Raw genomic sequence first — 17,443 nt, 5'->3', positions numbered from 1 at the left:
TGCCCGAGCACCCGGGCTTCAGCGCCCATGGCCAGGCGGCGCTGACGCTCATCCAGATGCGGGAACAACGAATCGAACTTTCCCCGCAAAGCCGTCTCAACCTCTGCACCAATGGTCATAGCACCACCATAGAACCAATACGATGAAACGCTGGCTTATTTACTGACGAGCTCTAAAGCACCCCAGCCGCCGAGGCCATAGGTGACCAATGGGACCTGGCGGTCTTCGGCAACTCCGGCACCGTGTCATTCACCGGTCTTAGCCAGCCGTGGTTGCGGGAAGCCGCCAAGCGCTGGGCCATTGATGACCTGCCCAGAAGACGGATCCGCCCCGGCCGGCGGAGCACCACGAGCATGTCGGTGCGTCACCACGTGAACGCCCTGGTTCGTCTGTCGGAGACCTTGCGGATGCCCCCGGACCAAGGCCGGATCCCCGCCGGTCTTGGCCGCGCCCACATCGAGACATTCCTGAACCGGCTTGCCTATCTAGCCTCGACGGGTCAGATCAGCACCGATGCCCGGCTCCGCACCGTCCGCGAGGTCCGGCACGTGCTCTCCACGATACGGGCTCTGGGTCTAACCCGTCCCGGCACCCTGGCCGCCGGCCTCGGTGAGGACTTCACCATCGGCGCCGCCGACATCCCCGATGAACCCGAAGCCGCCGAATCCGGACGGGATCTGCCGCCGGAAATCATGCGGCAGATCTGTTCCCACCTCGACCGGCTGACATCGCCGCCGATGAGGGCCGGGATCGAGTTGGCCATCGACACCGGCAGAAGACCCGAGGAGATCGCGGCCCTGGCGTTCGACTGCCTAGCCCGCGATGCCGACGGATCTGCGGTGCTGGTCTTTGATAATCACAAGGCCGGCCGCCTCGGCCGCCGGCTGCCCATCAGCGCGAACACTACCAATGTGATCACTTCCCAGCAGCAGTGGGTACGGGCCCGCTACCCCCACACCCCGGTCGGTGAGCTCAAACTGCTGCCCACAGACCGGCGCATTCCTCGCGTTCCACCACCGCGCCTGGATCACGAACATGCCGGTACTGAGAACCGCTTACGACACCGAGTTCGACAAGGCCCTCATCGTTCTTTATGCCTACCGGCACACCTACGCCCAGCGGCACGCCGACGAGGGAGTGCCGATCGATGTGCTGCGTGAGCTCATGGATCACCGAAAGCTCGACACCACCAGCAGCTACTACCAGGTCGGCCAGGGCGCCGCCGCGAGGCCGTGGACCGGGTCACCGCCATGCAGTTCAACCGGCACGGCGAACGCATCTGGCGCCAGGCCCAGGAGCTGCTGGACTCTGACCACGCACGCTGGTCCGTCAGAGAGGTGATCGTTCCGTTCGGCCTCTGCACCGAACCGTTCAACGTCCAGGCCGGCGGAAACGCCTGCCCCTACCGGTTCCGTTGCGTCGGCTGTGATCACTTCCGCACCGGCGTCTCCTACCTACCCGATCTGCAGGCCCACCTCGATGATCTGCTCCGCAACCGGGAGAAGCTCCTGGCCACCCAGGACCTGGAGGAATGGGCCCGCACCGAAGCCCTGCCGTCGGAGAACGAGATCACCCGCATCCGCCGGCTGATCTCTAAAGTCGAAGCCGGGCTGGACCAGCTGGCGCCCGTCGACCGGGCAGAGATCGAGCAGGCCGTAACCCTCGTGCGCCGCCACCGCACCACGGCTCTGGGCATGCCCCAGTTCCGGCAGCCGGTACCCGATGTCCGCCCAAGGCCAGTGCCGTGAGCATCCCCAAGGCTCCCGCGGTTATGAAAACAGCCGCCGCCATCGAAAGCCGCCGCGCCGACACCACCCGGCGCCGCGAACGCGTCCTTGCCGCCCATCAAGGCACATTCCGACGGCCACGAGATCAGCGTCGCCACCATCGCCCGCGCCGCGGGCGTTGACCGCACATTCCTCTACCGACATCGCGACCTGCTGGCACAGCTGCACACGATCCAAGCGCAGCCGTCCCACGACTCCACACGGGGTGCAGCGGTCAGCCTGGCCTCGCTGCATACGGACCTGCTCGCCGCCAATGAACGGGGGAACCGCCTCGCAAACCACATCCGGACACTGAAACGGCGGCTATCCGAAACGCTCGGCGAACAAGTGTGGCGCGAATCCGGTCTCGGCGCGCCACACGATCTCGACGAGCTGAACCAGCGCATCACCGGGCTCGAGCAGCAGACCCCCGATCTGAAACTGCGCCTCGAGGAACGGGATCAGGATCTCAACGCCGCGCGAGCCGTGAACCCGGAACTCACGACCCGCCTCAACACCAAAAAATAGGATGCGGCGACAAACGTGCACCACATCAACGGTGTACGAAAACACCACCCAACAAGCCGCTGACCTGCGACGATATTGAAAACGATCGCCCAAAAAATCAACGACCCCCAGAGAACCACCACCACAGTGGCATCGGCTTCCACACCCCCGCGAACATCCACTACGGCCACGCCGCCGGCGTCGCCAAAGAACGCTCGGCAACCCTCGCGGCAGCCCGGACGAAACACCCCGAACGCTTCACGACAACCACCGATCCCAAAATCCTCGCGCTCCCCGGACCAGCCTGGATCAACCAACCCAAGGAAATCCCCGAACAGTCAGCCGCCTAACTCCCGTTGGTACCGTTCAGCTTGAAAAATTCCGCGGCGCCCAACGCCACAAATTCCATGCTGATCCATGATGCCGATGACTCGATCTCGGCGACTCGTGGTATTTTAATAGGGGATGCGCAGGCACTGGCGAAGACTCCGTTGGTGGCAGGGATTTAGCCTCGTGCCATCCGAACAATCGATACCGTATTGGCTACTTGCTGGCCGAGGGATCGTGGCCATAGCTTCGTCCGCTCTAGCGTTACTTCGCTGACTGGCAAATTCTTCCCGCGAACAGCACCGGGCATATCCTCGGTAGGAAACGACTCCTCCGCCATTCGTTTAGGATCCTATGACTCTCCCACTTGAAACCGAACCGCCCGCGACGGGCGCCGGTCCAACCCCGCAGAAGAGCCGCAAGGGCCGCGCAGTCCTGATTGTCGTAGCTGTCCTTGTCCTCGTTGCTGCCGCAGTGGCGGGCGGCTACGTCGTGAACCTTGCCAACTCCTTCAACTCCAAGACCGAGAAAATTCAGAGCGCTTTCCCCGAAGAGTCCACACGTCCCCAAAAGGCACCGGGCACGGCAGGGCCGGAGGCAATGAACATTCTGCTCATGGGAAGTGACAGCCGCGGACCGACAGAAGTGGATGCGCAGAATGGTGTGCCGTCCGATCAGCGTTCCGATGTGATGATGCTGGTCCACATTCCGGCGGACCGAAAAAATGTCTACTCCATTTCCCTCATGCGGGACCTTAGGGTCAAAATTCCTGGATTCGGTGAGGCCAAGATCAACGCGGCCCTGGCTTATGGCGGTGTTCCACTGGTGGTTCAAACGGTGGAATCTATGTTTAACCAGCGGATTGACCACGTTGCCATGATCAATTTCGACGGATTCAAGGGGCTAACTGAGGCGTTAGGCGGGGTGGACGTAAATTCGAGCATGGCATTCAGCGTCGGACAGTTCACATATGCGGTCGGGACGAACTCGCTGAGCGGTGAGAAGGCTCTTGCGTTCGTACGCGAACGGCACTCGTTTGCCGACGGTGACTACCAGCGAGTACGAAATCAGCAAGCGTTCATGAAGGGTGTCATTGCCAAAACCATCACCGCGGATACCCTGACCAATCCGATCACCGTCAGCAACTTGGTCAACGAGTTCTCGCCCTTCGTGGCTGTGGACAAGGGCCTAGACGCTGCCACCATTGGCGGCCTCGCCGTGGAACTCAAGAGCGTGCGGCCCCAAGACATCAGCATGTTCACTTTACCCACCCGCGGCGTCGGAACCTCCAGCGACGGTCAGTCAATTGTCCTGACAGATCCGGTGGCCATACAAAGTATCTCGGCAGCCCTCACAGCCGACAAACTGGGCGACTACATCGCCGCCAACAACCTCCAAAACGGAAATTGACCCAAATGGCTAGCCTGGTGCGGGATGGCTAGCCGACGAAGCCCTTCATCCAGGTCTTCAAATCCTCGCCGAACTCCACCCGCTCGGACGCCAGCGTGATGACGGCCTTGAGGTAGCTCAGCTTGTCGCCTGTGTCGAAACGGCGACCTTTGAAGACCACCCCGTACACACCGGAGCCCTCGCCCTCACCGGCAGCCAGGGTCTGCAGCGCATCGGTCAGCTGGATCTCGCCGCCGCGGCCGGGCTCAGTCTTCTCCAGTACGCCGAATACGGACGGGTGCAGCACGTACCGGCCGATCACGGCCAGGTTGGACGGCGCCTCCCCCACGGCAGGCTTCTCCACCAGGCTGTTCACGCGAACGTAATCCTGGCCGTCGACTGCTGTTATGTCTGCACAGCCGTAAGCGCTGATCTGGGCAGGGTCCACCTCGATCAGCGCGATGACAGAACCGCCGGTCTTCTGCTGCACCTCCATCATGGTGGTGAGCAGGTCCTCGGCCTCGTCGATGAGGTCGTCACCCAACAGCACCGCGAACGGCTCGTTGCCCACGTGCTGGCTGGCGCACAGCACTGCGTGGCCCAGGCCCTTGGCCTCGCCCTGGCGGACGTAGTGGATGGGGCCCAGCTCCGAGGCGTACCGGACCGACTCCAGGCCATCGGTATCGCCCTTCAGCTCCAGCGCACGCTCCAGGCCGGGCTCTCGGTCGAAGTGGTCCTCGAGGGAGCGCTTGTTTCGTCCCGTGATCATCAGCAGATCGGTGAGGCCGGACTTCACGGCTTCCTCAACCACGTACTGGATGGCCGGCCTGTCTACCACCGGCAGCATTTCCTTCGGCATTGCCTTGGTGGCGGGCAGGAAGCGAGTTCCCAATCCGGCAGCAGGAATGACGGCTTTGGTTATTGCTTTCCCCGTTGTCATAGCTGAACCTTACAAATCAACAGCGGAAAAAGGCAATTTCTGCCCGGTAAATCGCGGCTCGCGTTTTTCCTGAAAAGCCCGGAAGCCTTCGGCGTAGTCCGCACTCTTGCAGAGTCGTGCCTGCTCAGCGTTCTCCTCCGCCATAGCGTCCCACAAGCCCAGCCGCTGGTCGCGGATGTGCGCCACCAGCTCTTTGCTCGCCGTGAAGGCGCCCGTGGCCCCGGCGGCAACCTTCGACACAATTTCCCGGGTGTTGTCCAACAGTTCGTCCGACGGCATGGCCCGGCTGAACATGCCCTGGGCTACGGCCTCTGCCCCGGACATCAGCTCGGCGGTGTAGATCAGGTCCAGCGTCCGGTGCATGCCCAGCCGCTCTGTGAAGTACCAGTGCCCGCCCGAATCCAGGGTTGCTCCCAGCTTGGCGAACGGCGAACCAAACTTGGCGTTCTCCGCTACGTACACGACATCCGTCGCGAGCAGCAGGCCCAGCCCTACGCCGAGGCACGCCCCCTGCGCCGCGGCGAACGTGGGCGCCGGGAACGCGCTCATTTTCTTCAGCAGCGGCTGAACCAGCCCGCCCAGGTACGCGTCAGCGTCGTCCGTCTCCGGCGTCACTCCGGAAATGTCCCGGCCGGCGCAGAAGGCGCGGCCCTCTCCCCTCAGCAGCAGCGCCCGCACCTCACCGCGCGAGGCGGCGGCAGCGGCGTCGTCGTACGCCTGTGTTAAATCCGCGAGCGCCTGCTCGTCGAGGGAGTTCAGCTTGTACGGCGCGTCCAGGACCACTTCGGCGACGTTGTTGGCGATGGAGAGGGAGATCATGGGTTCCTTAAACGTCGAAGTCGACGGTGACGTCTTTGCTCGTGGGGTGCGACTGGCAGGTCAGGACGTACCCCTTGTCCAGCTCATCCTGCTCCAGCGCGTAGTTTTCGTCCATGGTCACGGTGCCGGTGACCAGTTTGGCGCGGCACGTGCCGCACACTCCCCCGGCGCACGCGAACGGCACATCCGCGCGGACCCGCAGCGCCGCGTTCAGGATCGACTCGCGGGCATGAGTGGGGCTGGCCACCTCGCCCTGCAGGCCGTCCAGCTTGAACGTGATCCTGTACGTCTCCTGGGACTCGTCCACCACCACGGGACGGCCGGCGTGGCCCTCCGGCCGGTCCGGCTTTCCGCTCGTGAACAGCTCGAACCGCACGTGCTCCGGCTTCACCCCGCGCTCGGCCAGGGTGTCCCGGCACAGCTGCACCAGCTCGAACGGCCCGCACAGGAACCACTCGTCCACATCGTCCGCGTGGATGGCGGTGCCGAGGAGCTGCTGGAGCTTTTCGGCGTCGATCCGCCCACTGAGCAGCGGCGCGATCCGCTGCTCGCGGGAGAGCACGTGGTGGATGGCCAGCCGCTGCGGGTACCTGTCCTTCAGGTCCGCCAGCTCCTCCAAGAACATCACGTCCATGGCGGCCTTGTTGGCGTAGATCAGGTCAAAGCGCGTCTCCGGGTTGGCCGCCAGCAGCGTGCGGGCGATCGCGATCACCGGGGTGATGCCGCTCCCCGCCGCGATGGCCACAAACGTGCCCGCCCCCTGGGAGGCTGCCTCCCCCGCGAGCGCCTCCGGATGGTTCATGGAGTTCATGACGTTCTGCTCCACGGCCTTGCCGTCCCGGCCGTGCTTGGACACAAACGCGCCCATGGGGCTCATAACATCCAGGGTGTCCCCCGCCTTCAGTTCGGCGTTGGCCCACGTGGAGAACAGCCCGCCCAGGTCCTGCTTCACGGCCACCCGGATCTCGCTGCTGCCGTCCGGGAACGTGCGCGGCTCGGCGCAGATGGAGTAGCTGCGGCGCACCTCGTGCGGCTCGCCGTTCTCATCCTGCAGCGTGGTGCGCAGGGCCACGTACTGGCCGGGCAGGTAGTCGAACTGGCCGGCGAGCTCCTGGGGGACGCCGAACGACACCTCGATGGCATCCTCGGTCAGCCGGCGCACCTCCGCCACGGTGAGGGTATGGAAGGACGGACGACGGCGGCCGCTGGCTAGCGCCGATTCGGCGGCGGTCTGACGCACAACAGGCATGGGGCTTCCTTACAGGACTTTGAAGTAGTCGAACGGTTCCAGGCAGTCCTTGCACACGTACAGCGCCTTGCAGGACGTGGAGCCGAACCGGGTGAGCTCCTTGGTGTTCAGGCTGGAGCACTGGGGGCATTTCACGGCCATTTTGAGCCTGATAGGGCCGCTGTGGCCGCCGGCTGCTGCCCTGCCCGACGGCGGCGCAATGCCGTACTCCTGCAGCTTGGCCTTGCCCGCGTCCGACATCCAGTCCGTGGTCCAGGCCGGGGCAAGCACCAGGTCCACCTCTGCTTTGTAGCCCTCCTTGGCAAACGCGGCCTTCAGGTCGTCGCGGATGGCGTCCATGGCCGGGCAGCCCGAGTAGGTGGGCGTGATGGTGACCCGAACTTGTTCCTCGGTCACCTGCACGTCGCGGAGGATCCCCAGGTCCTCGATGGTGAGCACAGGGATTTCCGGATCGCAGACCGTGGCCGCGATATCCCACGCCTGCTGCAGCTGTGTCTGCCCAGGCGCAGCGGTGGCCACGGCGGTCACCAGCTTGCTCCGGGATACTCGCGCGCCAGCACCTGCATCTCCGCGAGGAGGTAGCCCAGGTGCTCGGAATGCCTGCCATACCGCCCGCCGCCGGGGGCAGCCGGGACGTCCGGCACCTCCAGGTCCGCTTCCGCCAGGATCTCCCCCGTCAGGCGGTCAAAGTCAGCGCGCAGGCTGGAAGGCTCGACGGCGGCGCCCGTTTCCGCCAGGCGCGTGGTCAGCTCATCGTCTTCGAAGAGCTCGGCAACGTAGGGCCACATCTGCCTCAGGCCGTGGATCATCCTGGTGCGGGATTCCTCCGTGCCGCCGGCCAGGCGCAGGACCCACTGGGCGCTGTGGTCCCGGTGGTAGTCCACTTCCTTCACGGCCTTGGCGGCGATGGCTGCGAGTGTGGCGTCGCTCGACTGGGTGAGCCTGCGGTAGAGCTCGAACTGGTAGTAACTCACCACGAACTGCCGGGCGATGGTGGCCGCGAAGTCGCCGTTGGGCTGCTCAAAGATGGCGGCCGACCGGAACTCATGCTCACGCCGGAAGTACGCCAGCTCGTCCTCGGTCTTCTCCCAGGCGCCGCCCGCGTAGGTCAGGAAGCTCCGGGCGTGGCCCAGCTGGTCCAGGGCGATGTTGCCCAGGGCCACGTCCTCCTCCAGCTCGGGGCCGCGCGAGATCCAGTGGCCCAGACGCTGCGCGAGAATCAGGCCATCGTCCCCCAGGCGCAGCGCATACTCGGCCACGTCCTCGGTGGGCTTGGCCAGGCCGGTGCGGACTTCCAGGGCGATGTCCTCAGGGCGGAGCGCGTTGCCGGGGGTGATGCGGGTGGCTGATTCCCCGCCCATAGGGACAGCGTTCACAGGTGCTTCACCCCTTCACTCTTGGTGTAATACGTGGCGTGCCGGTAGTCCTTGCCCTGCGGGGACTCGAAGAACGAACCCTTGGAGTCAGGGTCACTGGCGGCGATGGCGTCGGCCGGGACCACCCAGATGGACACACCCTCGTTGCGGCGCGTGTAAAGATCGCGGGCGTTGCGCAGGGCCATGGCGGCATCCGGCGCGTGCAGCGACCCGGCATGGACGTGGGACAGGCCGCGGCTCGAGCGCACGAAGACCTCCCAGAGGCCCCAGGCGTTGCGGCCGGCGGCAGGGGTCTCGACCACCGGGCTCATCTTGGCCGCCTCGCGGTTGATTTCGGTGGCCGAGCTGGCCGGAACTTCCGGGTTGCCATGCGGTGTCATGCTGCGTATTCCTTTGTCTTCACTGACTGTTTTGCTGCATACGCCGCGGCTGCCTCGCGGACCCAGGCACCGTCGTCGTGCGCTTCCCTCCGGCGCTCCAGGCGCTGGGCGTTGCAGGGGCCGCGGCCGGCCAGGACTTCCTTGAACTCGTTCCAGTCCAGCGGGCCGTGCTCCCACTTCTTGGTGTCCTCGTTGAAGCGGACCTCGCTGTCCGGGAGGGTGAGGCCCAGCACGCGGACCTGCTCCACCATCATTCCCACGAAGCGGCTGCGGAGTTCATCGTTGCTGAAGCGCTTGATGTTCCAGGCCATGGATTGGCGGGAGTTGGGCGAATCGTCGTCCGGCGGTCCGAACATCATCAGCGCCGGGGCGTACCAGCGGTTCACGGCGTCCTGCGCCATCTGCTTCTGCTCCGGGGTGCCGTGGGCGAGCTCCAGCAGGATCTCGAAGCCCTGCCGCTGATGGAACGACTCCTCCTTGCAGATCCGCACCATGGCGCGGCCGTAGGGGCCGTAGGAGGCGCGGCACAGCGGCACCTGGTTGCAGATGGCGGCGCCGTCCACCAGCCAGCCGATGGCACCCATGTCCGCCCAGGTCAGCGCCGGGTAGTTGAAGATGCTCGAGTAACGGGCCTTGCCGGCGATGAGATCGGTCATCATCTTGTCGCGGCTCTGGCCCAGGGTCTCGGCGGCGGAGTAGAGGTAGAGCCCGTGGCCGGCCTCGTCCTGGACCTTGGCCATGAGGATGGCCTTGCGCTTCAGGCTCGGGGCCCGGGAAATCCAGTTGGCTTCCGGCTGCATCCCTATGATCTCGGAGTGGGCGTGCTGGGAAATCTGGCGCAGGAGGGTCTTGCGGTAGGCATCCGGCATCCAGTCCCGCGGCTCGATCCGCGAATCTTCCGCCATGACGCGGTCAAAGTTCGCCTGGCCGTCCGCGTCACGCTGGACGATGGAATCCATGGTTGCTCCTATGCATTGGCCTCTGGGAAGGGGTCGGAATTATTTACCGACCGTTCGTTCAGGATATGCGGAGGGGCTTCGGGGCGTCAAGCGTGGCGCCGTACTGCGGGCCGCCGTCTTACGTGCCTTCCCGCCCAGCTGCTTCTCCGCCGGACCGGCGGCGCGCCGCGTTCGACGGCGTGTCCCGCCTCGGAGCCAGGGTCCGGCGGGAGCAACTGGGCAGGAGCGCAAGCAGTGGCGTCAGGGGCATCATTTCACTGGCGGATTAGCAGCAGGTTGCGACTGAGCCGGGGGCAGCAACTGCTTCCCCACGCCCTATTACCTCCCGGATGAGGTGCGGGCCGCCGTCGTTCAGGGAGTCGACCGCGAGAAGTTAGGCAGGCTTCTCCGCATTGGTGCCCCGGCGCAGACGCCGTATCAGCGCCGCCCCGGTGGCCAGCTCTACGCCGTAAACCACAAGGGGCGGGATGTCACCGGTGGCGGCCAGGACGCCGGCGAAGACTGCGGCCCCACCCAGGTTGAGCCAGCCAGGCCAGCGCGGATCTCCGGATATGGCGCCGGACTCATCGTTGCTGCGCGCCCGCTTCAGCAGCCCGCCACCCAGGGCAGCCATACCGGCGAAACTGAGCCACATATACCCCTGGAATGGCCAGATGGGCTGGTTCCCTAACGCGAAGGCCTCCGGATCTCTGTACCGCTCCTCCAGATGAACCAGGAACAGGCAAGCTCCTGCCGCCCAGGCAAGTGCAGCGCCCTGGGCAAGGCGCTGACCCGGCAAGGGTTCTTTGGTCCCGCGCCTTTTTCCCGGATCCCAGTGACGGGCAAGCATGGCCACGCCAGCGGGCAAGGCAGCAGTGCCCGCGCCGAGGAGCAGTTGCTGGACGTTCCACTGCACGGGATCTGCCTGCAGAATGGCCCATTTGACCTGCGGATCCGCTTCGACGTACACCCGGGAGACCGGCACAAAGGCGCCAGCCAGAAAGGCTGCGGATGCTGCCGTGATGACAGCGGCCGCCGCTTTCGCATCTCCAGTAATCCGGCGCGTCATGGGATAAAAGGTAAACCTCGATGCCGTCCTGTACAAGAGGGCACAGCGGCACCGCTTCTTCGTCGGTGCCGTCGGATTATTAGTGAGGCTTCTGCATGAGTACAGGCCGAAGCCCACGAGTACGGCTCCCGTGATGCTGTCGATGATGCGGATGCTTCGGGCGCCTTTGAGCCAGCGGGCGGCGTAGCCTGTGCCGAAATCAGCAGACTGAACCACACCATGGCCAGGAGACAGTGGACGCCAGCTAGCAAAATGCCCATCAAGAGAGGCGAGGCGCCGGCGGGGATGAACTGGGGAATGGTGGCGATGTAGAAGACACCCACCTCGGGATTGAGCAGATTCGTTCCGGCCCCCCTCGGCGGGGCCACCGTCACCGTGGGCGCAAGCGCGGGCGTGGCCGTATCGACATCCCCGCAGTCGCCGGACGATCTCCTGAAAGACGCCGACCAGGCCCTCTACTCCGCCAAGCGCCGCGGCCGCGGCCACTACAGGATGTCCGACGACCGCCCGGCGGCCGCGGAGGCCGCGGAGGCCGTGTGACTGTTCCGGTCAACGAACCGGGCGGGCAGGACGTGCCTTTTGGCTCGATCGATGAGAGCGGGCGCCTGGCCGCACAGCGCCCAGTACGCCGAGCCCGCGATGAGCGAGGCAACCACGGCGAGCGCGGGGCTGAACCCAGTCAGCAGCGGGTAAACCAGCCAGTGCACCAGATAGATGTGCAGGGACGCGCTGGCCAGCAGAACGGTGAGGCGGCGGAGCCCGGCCGGGACGGGAAGGCTGGGCAGCCACAGGAGCAGGAGGATCCCGGCAAGGACAGTCAGTTCACGGTACGGATTGTCGAAGAACCCCGGGATGGTCAAAGCGGCCACGAGGCTCAGGGTGCATCGCTGCAGGACGTGACGGGCCCGGGCAACCGCCCATCCCAGCGCGAAGAGCCAGAGCGCCGGGGTCGTGTGCGGAATTCCCGGCTCAAGAAGCTCATACCGGGTGAGCAGTCCGGCGCCGAGCAGCACCAGCGGAAAGAGGAACGGGAAACGCTTTTCGGCCCGGCTGACCCAGGGCAGGGCCAGCAATGCCGTCATGCTGACCAGCAGGTAGACGAGCACCTCAATGAACCAGAAATGCGACCGAGTGGTCACCTCTTCGGGTCCGATAATGGCGTTGAGGAGGACGATATTCGCCAGGCTGTATCTGTCGGTGATCAGGTAGGCGAAGCCGATGAAGGCCATGCTGGGGATGATGACCCTGGCCAGGCTGGCTGCTTGTTTCCGCAGCCGCGGCATACCTTCCCCGGACAGCTGGAACCTGGCGAAGTTGAACCCCGCCACCGCTATGAGCACGTGGGCGGCACCCTGCCAGTGTAGGAATCCGATATGGGTACTGACAATCAGGAAAATGGAGACCGCCCGCAGCACGATGCTGGTTTCAAGCCGGGCGAACACGCGGCGGCGCTTCCCCTGTCTCGGCTGCTCAAAGCCGACCCCCAGCACCCCCACCGGGGTGATGTGCCAGTCCGGCGGCAAATGACCCAGTGCCTGCTCAAGCCGGACTGACGCTGCCACATACGAAAGCGAGTCCCCACCGAGCGAAACGAACGTGTCGTCGTCGGAAATGTCCGTCAGCTCCAGCGTGTCTTCAAAAATCCGCACCACACTGTCCTGCGCGTTAGCGCCGGAGTTCGCGCCGGAAGCCGCGTCTTGAACCGTGGGACCGCCCTGTTTCGAGAGGGCCAGGACCGCAGGGTAGTCCAGCTTGCCGGACGCCAGACGCGGGAGCTCCGGCACCGCGTGGACTTCCAGGGCAGCGCGCGGCAGGCCTATGCCCTGGGCGAGGAGCTTGCCCAGCAGCGCCGGGTCGTGTTCACCCTCGACGGCGACGACGAGTCCCTGGTCCGTGCCGGCGCTCGCGGCCTTAATACCAAGGTCGGCAAGGATCCGCTCCACCTGCCCAAGGTCGACGCGGAGGCCGACGATCTTGACGAACCGGCTGTGCCTTCCCACCACTTCGTACAGTCCGTCAGCGTTCCGGCGCGCCAGGTCTCCAGTGCGGAGCTCATCCACCGTCCGCCCGAGGCCGAGGTCCTCCGGCGTCCGGGCGTATCCCAGCATCACGTTGCGTCCGGAATACACCAGCTCCCCATGCTCCAGCCCGGGAACCGGGTCTATCCGGAAGGCGCCCCCGGGGACAGGGATTCCGATGGCGCCGGGCGACATACCTGCCAGCCGGGGAGGAAGGTAAGCCATGCGTGCCGTGGCTTCCGTCTGGCCGTACATCACAAAGAGATCCCAGCCGCTCCGTGCTCCCAGATCGGCGTAACGCCGGACCAGGTCCGGGTTAAGCCTGCCGCCCGCCTGAGTCACATACCTGAGCGTGGGCAGATCCATGCTGGCGAACCCCACCCGTTCGAGCAACTCGAAAGTATAGGGAACGGCCGCGAACGACGTGGCACCCTCGCTGCGGAACAGGTCCCAAAAGCAGGGGTCCACCACGGACAGATCCGTCAGGACCAGGCTGGCGCCGCGCAGCAGGTGGCTGTTGATCACCGACAGTCCATAGCAGTAGGACATGGGCAGCGTGGTCATTGCGCGGTCATCTTCGGTGATGCCGAGGTATTCCGCGATGGACTCTGCGTTCGCCTGGAGGTTTTCGTAGGAAAGCCGGACAAGCTTGGGTGAACCGGTGGAACCTGAGGTGCTCAACAGAAGCGCCAGGTCCGGGTGCAGGGTATGCCCGGTGCCCGGCCTTCGCTCCTCCAGTACCGTCCGGCCGTTTGAGGAACGAAGGATAACGTCCGGGTCATAGGCCGCGACGAGGGACTCCAGGGCGGCAGGCTTGTCCGCGGGCAGGAGGATCAATGGATGGCCTGCGGACAAGGCCGCCAGATACCCCACCAGCGAGTCCACATCGTTGCCGGCCGTCAGGGCCACCAGGCGACGTTCGGTACCGAGGCGCCGGCCCAGCTCCTCCACACGGTCAGCCAGTTCCCGATACGTCAGGACCTCACTGTTGGTGGCAACGGCAGTCCTGTCACCGTTGCCCGCAAGGTCGGCGGCAAACGACAGGCGTTGAAGGTCAAGTTCGGTGTTCATAGCATGTGGTCCATCGATGTCCAGGGCTGATTTAGGGAAGCCTAACCTTGGAACAGTACACCGGACATTGGCGAATTAAGAAAACGAAAACGTGCCCTATTTCTCCAGTTTCTGGTGTAATGCCGGGGGTCACGACAGGCTCGACCACCGGGGAGTGCGACGTCGGCACCCACGCCGAGTGCCGCCGTCGGACGTTCCTCTCCACTTTCCCTGCCTACGACGCGCATATTGCCCCATGACGCGCAGCCGGTTTGGCGACACCCGTATTTGGGCGTCGCCCGGCCGCTTGCGTAGCGCCAGGCCGTTTGCGCGGCCCCACGACCGGCGGGCGGCAGGTACTGAATGAAGCAACGTATCCGGCTACGCGGAGGTTTTCTATGAGCCATCGCGGACTCTTGACTGCAATACCCCATGGGGGTATCTTTGGGATGGTTGTCAGTGAAGTGGTACGTCCAGGTCCGTGCCTCGCACGGCCGTCACAGCCGTTCAACCCCAGCGCCCATCACACCTCCTTCAAGGAACGGAACTGACATGTGTGGAACAGAGTCCCGGCAAGAACTTCCCTTGGCCTCACCATCGTCCTGGCCTTCGCCGGGGTCGTGCTCTCCCCAGCCGCCGGTGCGGTGCTGATGTCCATCTCGACGATCGTTGTGGCACTGAAGGCCCAGCTGCTGCGGAGGGTGAAACTGAACCCCGCCCAGGTTCGTTGAACCGGGCGGCAGCGCCCCCGGAGAGGTCGGTGCCCGGACACCCCGCCCACCCGGGCGGGTAGCCTTGAAACGAACGGACCCGCACGGAAGGAGGAACGTCATGACCGCACCAGCCCGGCGCCTTGCGACGTCGTTCCTGCGCCGTGCAGGCGGGCTCGCCACGATCCTGGCAGTTATCGCCGGGATCCTCGGCATGCACGTGATGACCGGCAACCATTCGATGCACTCGACGGCCGCTATGACCGCGACCGGCACCGGCGCGGTCCATGCTGAGTCACCGGCTGATGGCCACTCCGGGCATCAGGGATCCGGCACGCACTCAAACCACCGCGGGTCCGCCCAGGACATGGCGGGGGTCTCGTCGGAGCCGTGCTCCGGCACCTGCGCGAGCATGCAGACCATGACGGTGTCCTGTACCCCGTCGGCGAAAAGCGGAATCCTGTCCGCCCCGTTGCCCGGTTCCACGGTGTTCGGCGCCGTCCCCAAAGCCGGGGCCTTCAGCACTGTCCCAAGCCCCTATTTCTATACTCCCGGCGGTCCGTCGCCGGGTGAGTTATCCATCAGCCGGACATAAAACAGGACCCTGCCGCGTCCCTTTCCGGCGCGCATTCCTGCGGACCCGCCCGCGTCGGGCGCGTCTGCCGCATCCATTTGATGCGTATCCTCTCCCGGCGGCACCATTGCGCCCACTGATGTTTGAAGGACCTGACTTTTATGAACAAGAAGTTTTCCACTCTTTCCGCCACCGCCATCGCCGCAGCACTCGCCCTGGCCGGATGCTCGACCGGAACAGGATCCAGCTCCGCCGGCACGTCCATGCCCGGCATGGACCACGGCAAATCCGGCTCCGCGCCGGCCAGCAGCGCCCCTGCCGCGTCTGCGGAGCACAACGCGGCGGACGTGATGTTCGCCCAGATGATGATCCCGCACCATGCACAAGCGGTGGAGATGAGCGACATGATGCTGGCCAAGAAGGACATCCCCGCGGATGTGACTGCCCTAGCCACCAAGATCAAGGCCGCCCAAGGACCGGAGATTGAACAGATGACCGGCTGGCTTCAGAGCTGGAACGAGCCCACGCAGGCACCCGCCGGCCATGACATGTCCACCCCAGGCATGGACGGCATGATGGGTGCTGCGGACATGAAGAAGCTCGACACCGCCCAGGGCACCGAAGCGGCCAAGCTCTTCCTGAACCAGATGATCGCCCACCACGAAGGCGCCGTCATGATGGCCAAAACCGAAACCACCGGCGGCCAAAACCTTGATGCCATCAACCTCAGCAAGGCCATCGTGACCGCCCAGGAAGCGGAAATCCAGGAAATGCAGGACCTGCTGGCCAAACTCTGACCAGCCGGGGCCGGCACCGGACCCCTCCGGCGCCGGCCCCTCCCGGCCTCCCGGCCTCCCCACTCTGCCTCACATCAATTCTGGAGTTCCCCCATGTCTTTGCTGCCCACGAACCGTTTCCACTCCGCCGCCATAACAGCCGGTGCGGCCGCGCTCATTCTCGGCCTGGCTGCCTGCGCGCCGGCGACTGAACCATCTACCGGCGCCTCGTCAACACACCACACCCGCAGCGGCCTGCCCAGCAGCCACGTCCACGGTCTGAGTGTCAGCGGCGACACAAGCCGGGTCCTCCTGGCCACGCACGAAGGCCTGTTCGACGTTACAAAGCAACCCGCCACCAAGATCGGCGGCACCAACGACCTCATGGGCTTCACTGCCGGCCAGGACGAGGGCGTCTTCTACGCCTCCGGCCACCCCGGCTCCGGGTCCGATCTTCCCAACCCTCTCGGGCTGATCAAATCCGTTGACGGAGGCAAGACCTGGGAGCCGCTATCCCGGCAGGGTGAATCGGACTTCCATTCCCTGACCACCACAAAATCCGGGATCCTGGCGTTCGACGGATCACTGCGCACCAGCCCCGACGGCAAAGCCTGGACCACAGTGGCCGCCGGTTTCGCCCCCGCCGTGCTGGCCGGGCACCCCAACAGTGACACCGTTCTGGCCACCACGCCGGAGGGAATACAGCGCTCAATCGATGGCGGCAACTCCTGGACGCTTGAAGGAGCTGGCCCGGTCATCCAGTTCGCTGCGTTTGCCCACCCCATGGAGGCTGCAGGTGTCGAGCCCGACGGTACCGTCCACTACTCCGCCGATGCCGGCGCGACCTGGACACGGATGGGCCGGATCGACGGCGAGGTCCTGGCCATCGCGGCGGTAAAGGGCGCCAACGAAAAACCGTGGATCTGGGCCGCTACGACCGATGGAGTCGTCGTCTCCACGGACGGCGGTACCACATTCCGACCCTCCGACGCCTCGTGACGCTGTGCGCGACCCGTTCCTAGTCCTGGCCGGAGACGCTCATTACCGCAGCACTCGCACTCTGGCTCCGCGGGGGCTACACGTTGCCGGCCGAAGAAGTGGTCACCGGGGCTACTAGAATGGCGCCATGACACCGCATGAGCTGGCCAACCTGGCCCACTTGCGCCGGGCCCGTGACCTGATCGACCGCGACTACGCCCGGCCGCTGGACGTGCCCACCATGGCCGCCGGTGCCCTCATGTCAGCGGCGCACTTCTCCCGCCAGTTCAAAGCCGCCTACGGTGAGACGCCGTACAACTACCTCATGACGCGGCGGATCGAACGCGCCATGGCGTTGCTGCGCGCCGGTGCCAGCGTGACCGATGCGTGCATGGAGGTGGGCTCCACGTCCCTGGGTTCCTTCAGCTCGCGGTTCACCGAGATCGTCGGCATAACGCCCAGCGCCTACCGTGCCCGCGAACACCACGCCGTGAAGGCGATGCCTACATGCATCGCCCGGCAGCATACCCGGCCCGCCCGCAAGCTGAGCAGGATTGAAGAAGCTTCTTCATAACCA

Annotated in this window: 20 protein-coding genes and 1 pseudogene; 11 read left to right on the top strand and 10 right to left on the bottom strand. The window is 65.1% G+C overall.

The genetic code is table 11. The annotated features are described in order from the left end of the window. Positions 1 to 242: 242 nt before the first annotated feature. The 5 genes and pseudogenes from ACZYZ4_RS18225 (at position 243) to ACZYZ4_RS18205 (ending at position 4,010) form a co-directional block, all read left to right on the top strand. Positions 243 to 1,160, top strand: a complete 918-nt coding sequence (locus tag ACZYZ4_RS18225) for a site-specific integrase (RefSeq protein ID WP_463863158.1) — start codon at positions 243 to 245, stop codon at positions 1,158 to 1,160. Positions 1,161 to 1,232: 72 nt separating this feature from the next. Then, entirely contained in the window at positions 1,233 to 1,748 is a 516-nt protein-coding gene (locus ACZYZ4_RS18220; RefSeq protein ID WP_463863157.1) for a hypothetical protein, read from the top strand. An 87-nt stretch (positions 1,749 to 1,835) separates the two neighbouring features. After that, a complete protein-coding gene (locus ACZYZ4_RS18215; protein ID WP_463863156.1) occupies positions 1,836 to 2,294 on the top strand; it encodes a hypothetical protein in 459 nt (152 codons plus the stop codon). 116 nt (positions 2,295 to 2,410) lie between these two features. After that, a pseudogene (locus ACZYZ4_RS18210) lies at positions 2,411 to 2,623 on the top strand (IS3-like element ISAar46 family transposase); the annotation flags it as partial. 331 nt (positions 2,624 to 2,954) lie between these two features. Then, positions 2,955 to 4,010 carry an LCP family protein gene (locus ACZYZ4_RS18205; protein ID WP_463863154.1) on the top strand — a complete coding sequence of 352 codons (1,056 nt, stop codon included), beginning with the start codon at positions 2,955 to 2,957 and terminating at the stop codon, positions 4,008 to 4,010. Positions 4,011 to 4,038: 28 nt separating this feature from the next. Here ACZYZ4_RS18205 and galU read toward each other — a convergent pair whose 3' ends face one another. From galU to ACZYZ4_RS18160, 9 genes are all read right to left on the bottom strand, one after another. After that, positions 4,039 to 4,929 carry a UTP--glucose-1-phosphate uridylyltransferase GalU gene (galU, locus tag ACZYZ4_RS18200; protein ID WP_463863153.1) on the bottom strand — a complete coding sequence of 297 codons (891 nt, stop codon included), beginning with the start codon at positions 4,927 to 4,929 and terminating at the stop codon, positions 4,039 to 4,041. A gap of 9 nt (positions 4,930 to 4,938) precedes the next feature. Beyond that, a complete protein-coding gene (locus ACZYZ4_RS18195) occupies positions 4,939 to 5,748 on the bottom strand; it encodes an enoyl-CoA hydratase/isomerase family protein (protein ID WP_463863152.1) in 810 nt (269 codons plus the stop codon). Between the two features lie 7 nt (positions 5,749 to 5,755). Continuing rightward, the gene (gene paaE, locus ACZYZ4_RS18190; RefSeq protein ID WP_463863151.1) at positions 5,756 to 6,997 is read right to left on the bottom strand and encodes a 1,2-phenylacetyl-CoA epoxidase subunit PaaE; all 1,242 of its coding nucleotides are present in this window, start codon (positions 6,995 to 6,997) and stop codon (positions 5,756 to 5,758) included. Positions 6,998 to 7,006: 9 nt separating this feature from the next. Further along, on the bottom strand, positions 7,007 to 7,525 hold the full coding sequence (gene paaD, locus ACZYZ4_RS18185) for a 1,2-phenylacetyl-CoA epoxidase subunit PaaD (RefSeq protein WP_463863150.1): 519 nt from the start codon (positions 7,523 to 7,525) through the stop codon (positions 7,007 to 7,009). Further along, entirely contained in the window at positions 7,522 to 8,358 is an 837-nt protein-coding gene (gene paaC, locus ACZYZ4_RS18180; protein WP_463863160.1) for a 1,2-phenylacetyl-CoA epoxidase subunit PaaC, read from the bottom strand. Before paaC ends, paaD begins: the two co-directional genes overlap by 4 nt. 11 nt (positions 8,359 to 8,369) lie before the next feature. Next, positions 8,370 to 8,753: a 1,2-phenylacetyl-CoA epoxidase subunit PaaB gene (gene paaB / locus ACZYZ4_RS18175; protein WP_463863149.1), complete on the bottom strand. Its 384-nt coding sequence runs from the start codon at positions 8,751 to 8,753 to the stop codon at positions 8,370 to 8,372. Then, the gene (paaA, locus tag ACZYZ4_RS18170) at positions 8,750 to 9,712 is read right to left on the bottom strand and encodes a 1,2-phenylacetyl-CoA epoxidase subunit PaaA (protein WP_463863148.1); all 963 of its coding nucleotides are present in this window, start codon (positions 9,710 to 9,712) and stop codon (positions 8,750 to 8,752) included. The genes paaB and paaA overlap by 4 nt, the downstream gene beginning before the upstream one ends. A gap of 373 nt (positions 9,713 to 10,085) precedes the next feature. Beyond that, complete coding sequence (locus ACZYZ4_RS18165) at positions 10,086 to 10,760, bottom strand: hypothetical protein (RefSeq protein ID WP_463863147.1); 675 nt, start codon at positions 10,758 to 10,760, stop codon at positions 10,086 to 10,088. Beyond that, positions 10,757 to 11,083, bottom strand: coding sequence for a hypothetical protein (locus ACZYZ4_RS18160; protein ID WP_463863146.1), 327 nt, complete (start codon positions 11,081 to 11,083; stop codon positions 10,757 to 10,759). The genes ACZYZ4_RS18165 and ACZYZ4_RS18160 overlap by 4 nt, the downstream gene beginning before the upstream one ends. A gap of 7 nt (positions 11,084 to 11,090) precedes the next feature. Between ACZYZ4_RS18160 and ACZYZ4_RS18155 the strand changes: the two genes are divergently transcribed. Then, a complete protein-coding gene (locus ACZYZ4_RS18155; protein WP_463863144.1) occupies positions 11,091 to 11,300 on the top strand; it encodes a diguanylate cyclase domain-containing protein in 210 nt (69 codons plus the stop codon). Here the strand turns inward: ACZYZ4_RS18155 and ACZYZ4_RS18150 are convergent. Then, a complete protein-coding gene (locus tag ACZYZ4_RS18150) occupies positions 11,246 to 13,849 on the bottom strand; it encodes an AMP-binding protein (RefSeq protein ID WP_463863142.1) in 2,604 nt (867 codons plus the stop codon). The two genes, ACZYZ4_RS18155 and ACZYZ4_RS18150, sit on opposite strands and share 55 nt — an antisense overlap. Before the next feature lie 533 nt (positions 13,850 to 14,382). On the opposite strand from ACZYZ4_RS18150, the gene ACZYZ4_RS18145 reads away from it, so the two are divergent. The 5 genes from ACZYZ4_RS18145 to ACZYZ4_RS18125 all read left to right on the top strand — a co-directional run bounded on the left by ACZYZ4_RS18145 (position 14,383) and on the right by ACZYZ4_RS18125 (position 17,440). Beyond that, on the top strand, positions 14,383 to 14,559 hold the full coding sequence (locus tag ACZYZ4_RS18145) for a hypothetical protein (protein WP_463863161.1): 177 nt from the start codon (positions 14,383 to 14,385) through the stop codon (positions 14,557 to 14,559). A 100-nt stretch (positions 14,560 to 14,659) separates the two neighbouring features. Further along, a complete protein-coding gene (locus ACZYZ4_RS18140) occupies positions 14,660 to 15,133 on the top strand; it encodes a hypothetical protein (protein WP_463863140.1) in 474 nt (157 codons plus the stop codon). A gap of 140 nt (positions 15,134 to 15,273) precedes the next feature. Further along, positions 15,274 to 15,909, top strand: coding sequence for a DUF305 domain-containing protein (locus tag ACZYZ4_RS18135; protein WP_463863138.1), 636 nt, complete (start codon positions 15,274 to 15,276; stop codon positions 15,907 to 15,909). Positions 15,910 to 16,002: 93 nt separating this feature from the next. Next, on the top strand, positions 16,003 to 16,887 hold the full coding sequence (locus ACZYZ4_RS18130; protein ID WP_463863137.1) for a F510_1955 family glycosylhydrolase: 885 nt from the start codon (positions 16,003 to 16,005) through the stop codon (positions 16,885 to 16,887). A 127-nt stretch (positions 16,888 to 17,014) separates the two neighbouring features. Then, on the top strand, positions 17,015 to 17,440 hold the full coding sequence (locus ACZYZ4_RS18125) for a helix-turn-helix transcriptional regulator (RefSeq protein ID WP_463863135.1): 426 nt from the start codon (positions 17,015 to 17,017) through the stop codon (positions 17,438 to 17,440). The last annotated feature ends 3 nt before the right edge of the window (positions 17,441 to 17,443 follow it).

The sequence above is a fragment of the Pseudarthrobacter adonitolis genome (genome assembly GCF_055412845.1).
Note: the sequence above shows the minus strand (reverse complement) of the source record. Positions and strands in the feature narration are given on the sequence as shown.

What these genes read in the sequence shown, in the direction of transcription:
- ACZYZ4_RS18205 (WP_463863154.1), top strand. Translation starts at nt 2,955, where the DNA reads ATGACTCTCCCACTTGAAACCGAACCGCCCGCGACGGGCGCCGGTCCA.
- galU (WP_463863153.1), bottom strand. Translation starts at nt 4,929, where the DNA reads ATGACAACGGGGAAAGCAATAACCAAAGCCGTCATTCCTGCTGCCGGA.
- ACZYZ4_RS18195 (WP_463863152.1), bottom strand. Translation starts at nt 5,748, where the DNA reads ATGATCTCCCTCTCCATCGCCAACAACGTCGCCGAAGTGGTCCTGGAC.
- paaE (WP_463863151.1), bottom strand. Translation starts at nt 6,997, where the DNA reads ATGCCTGTTGTGCGTCAGACCGCCGCCGAATCGGCGCTAGCCAGCGGC.
- paaC (WP_463863160.1), bottom strand. Translation starts at nt 8,358, where the DNA reads ATGGGCGGGGAATCAGCCACCCGCATCACCCCCGGCAACGCGCTCCGC.
- paaB (WP_463863149.1), bottom strand. Translation starts at nt 8,753, where the DNA reads ATGACACCGCATGGCAACCCGGAAGTTCCGGCCAGCTCGGCCACCGAA.
- paaA (WP_463863148.1), bottom strand. Translation starts at nt 9,712, where the DNA reads ATGGATTCCATCGTCCAGCGTGACGCGGACGGCCAGGCGAACTTTGAC.
- ACZYZ4_RS18165 (WP_463863147.1), bottom strand. Translation starts at nt 10,760, where the DNA reads ATGACGCGCCGGATTACTGGAGATGCGAAAGCGGCGGCCGCTGTCATC.
- ACZYZ4_RS18150 (WP_463863142.1), bottom strand. Translation starts at nt 13,849, where the DNA reads ATGAACACCGAACTTGACCTTCAACGCCTGTCGTTTGCCGCCGACCTT.
- ACZYZ4_RS18140 (WP_463863140.1), top strand. Translation starts at nt 14,660, where the DNA reads ATGACCGCACCAGCCCGGCGCCTTGCGACGTCGTTCCTGCGCCGTGCA.
- ACZYZ4_RS18135 (WP_463863138.1), top strand. Translation starts at nt 15,274, where the DNA reads ATGAACAAGAAGTTTTCCACTCTTTCCGCCACCGCCATCGCCGCAGCA.
- ACZYZ4_RS18130 (WP_463863137.1), top strand. Translation starts at nt 16,003, where the DNA reads ATGTCTTTGCTGCCCACGAACCGTTTCCACTCCGCCGCCATAACAGCC.
- ACZYZ4_RS18125 (WP_463863135.1), top strand. Translation starts at nt 17,015, where the DNA reads ATGACACCGCATGAGCTGGCCAACCTGGCCCACTTGCGCCGGGCCCGT.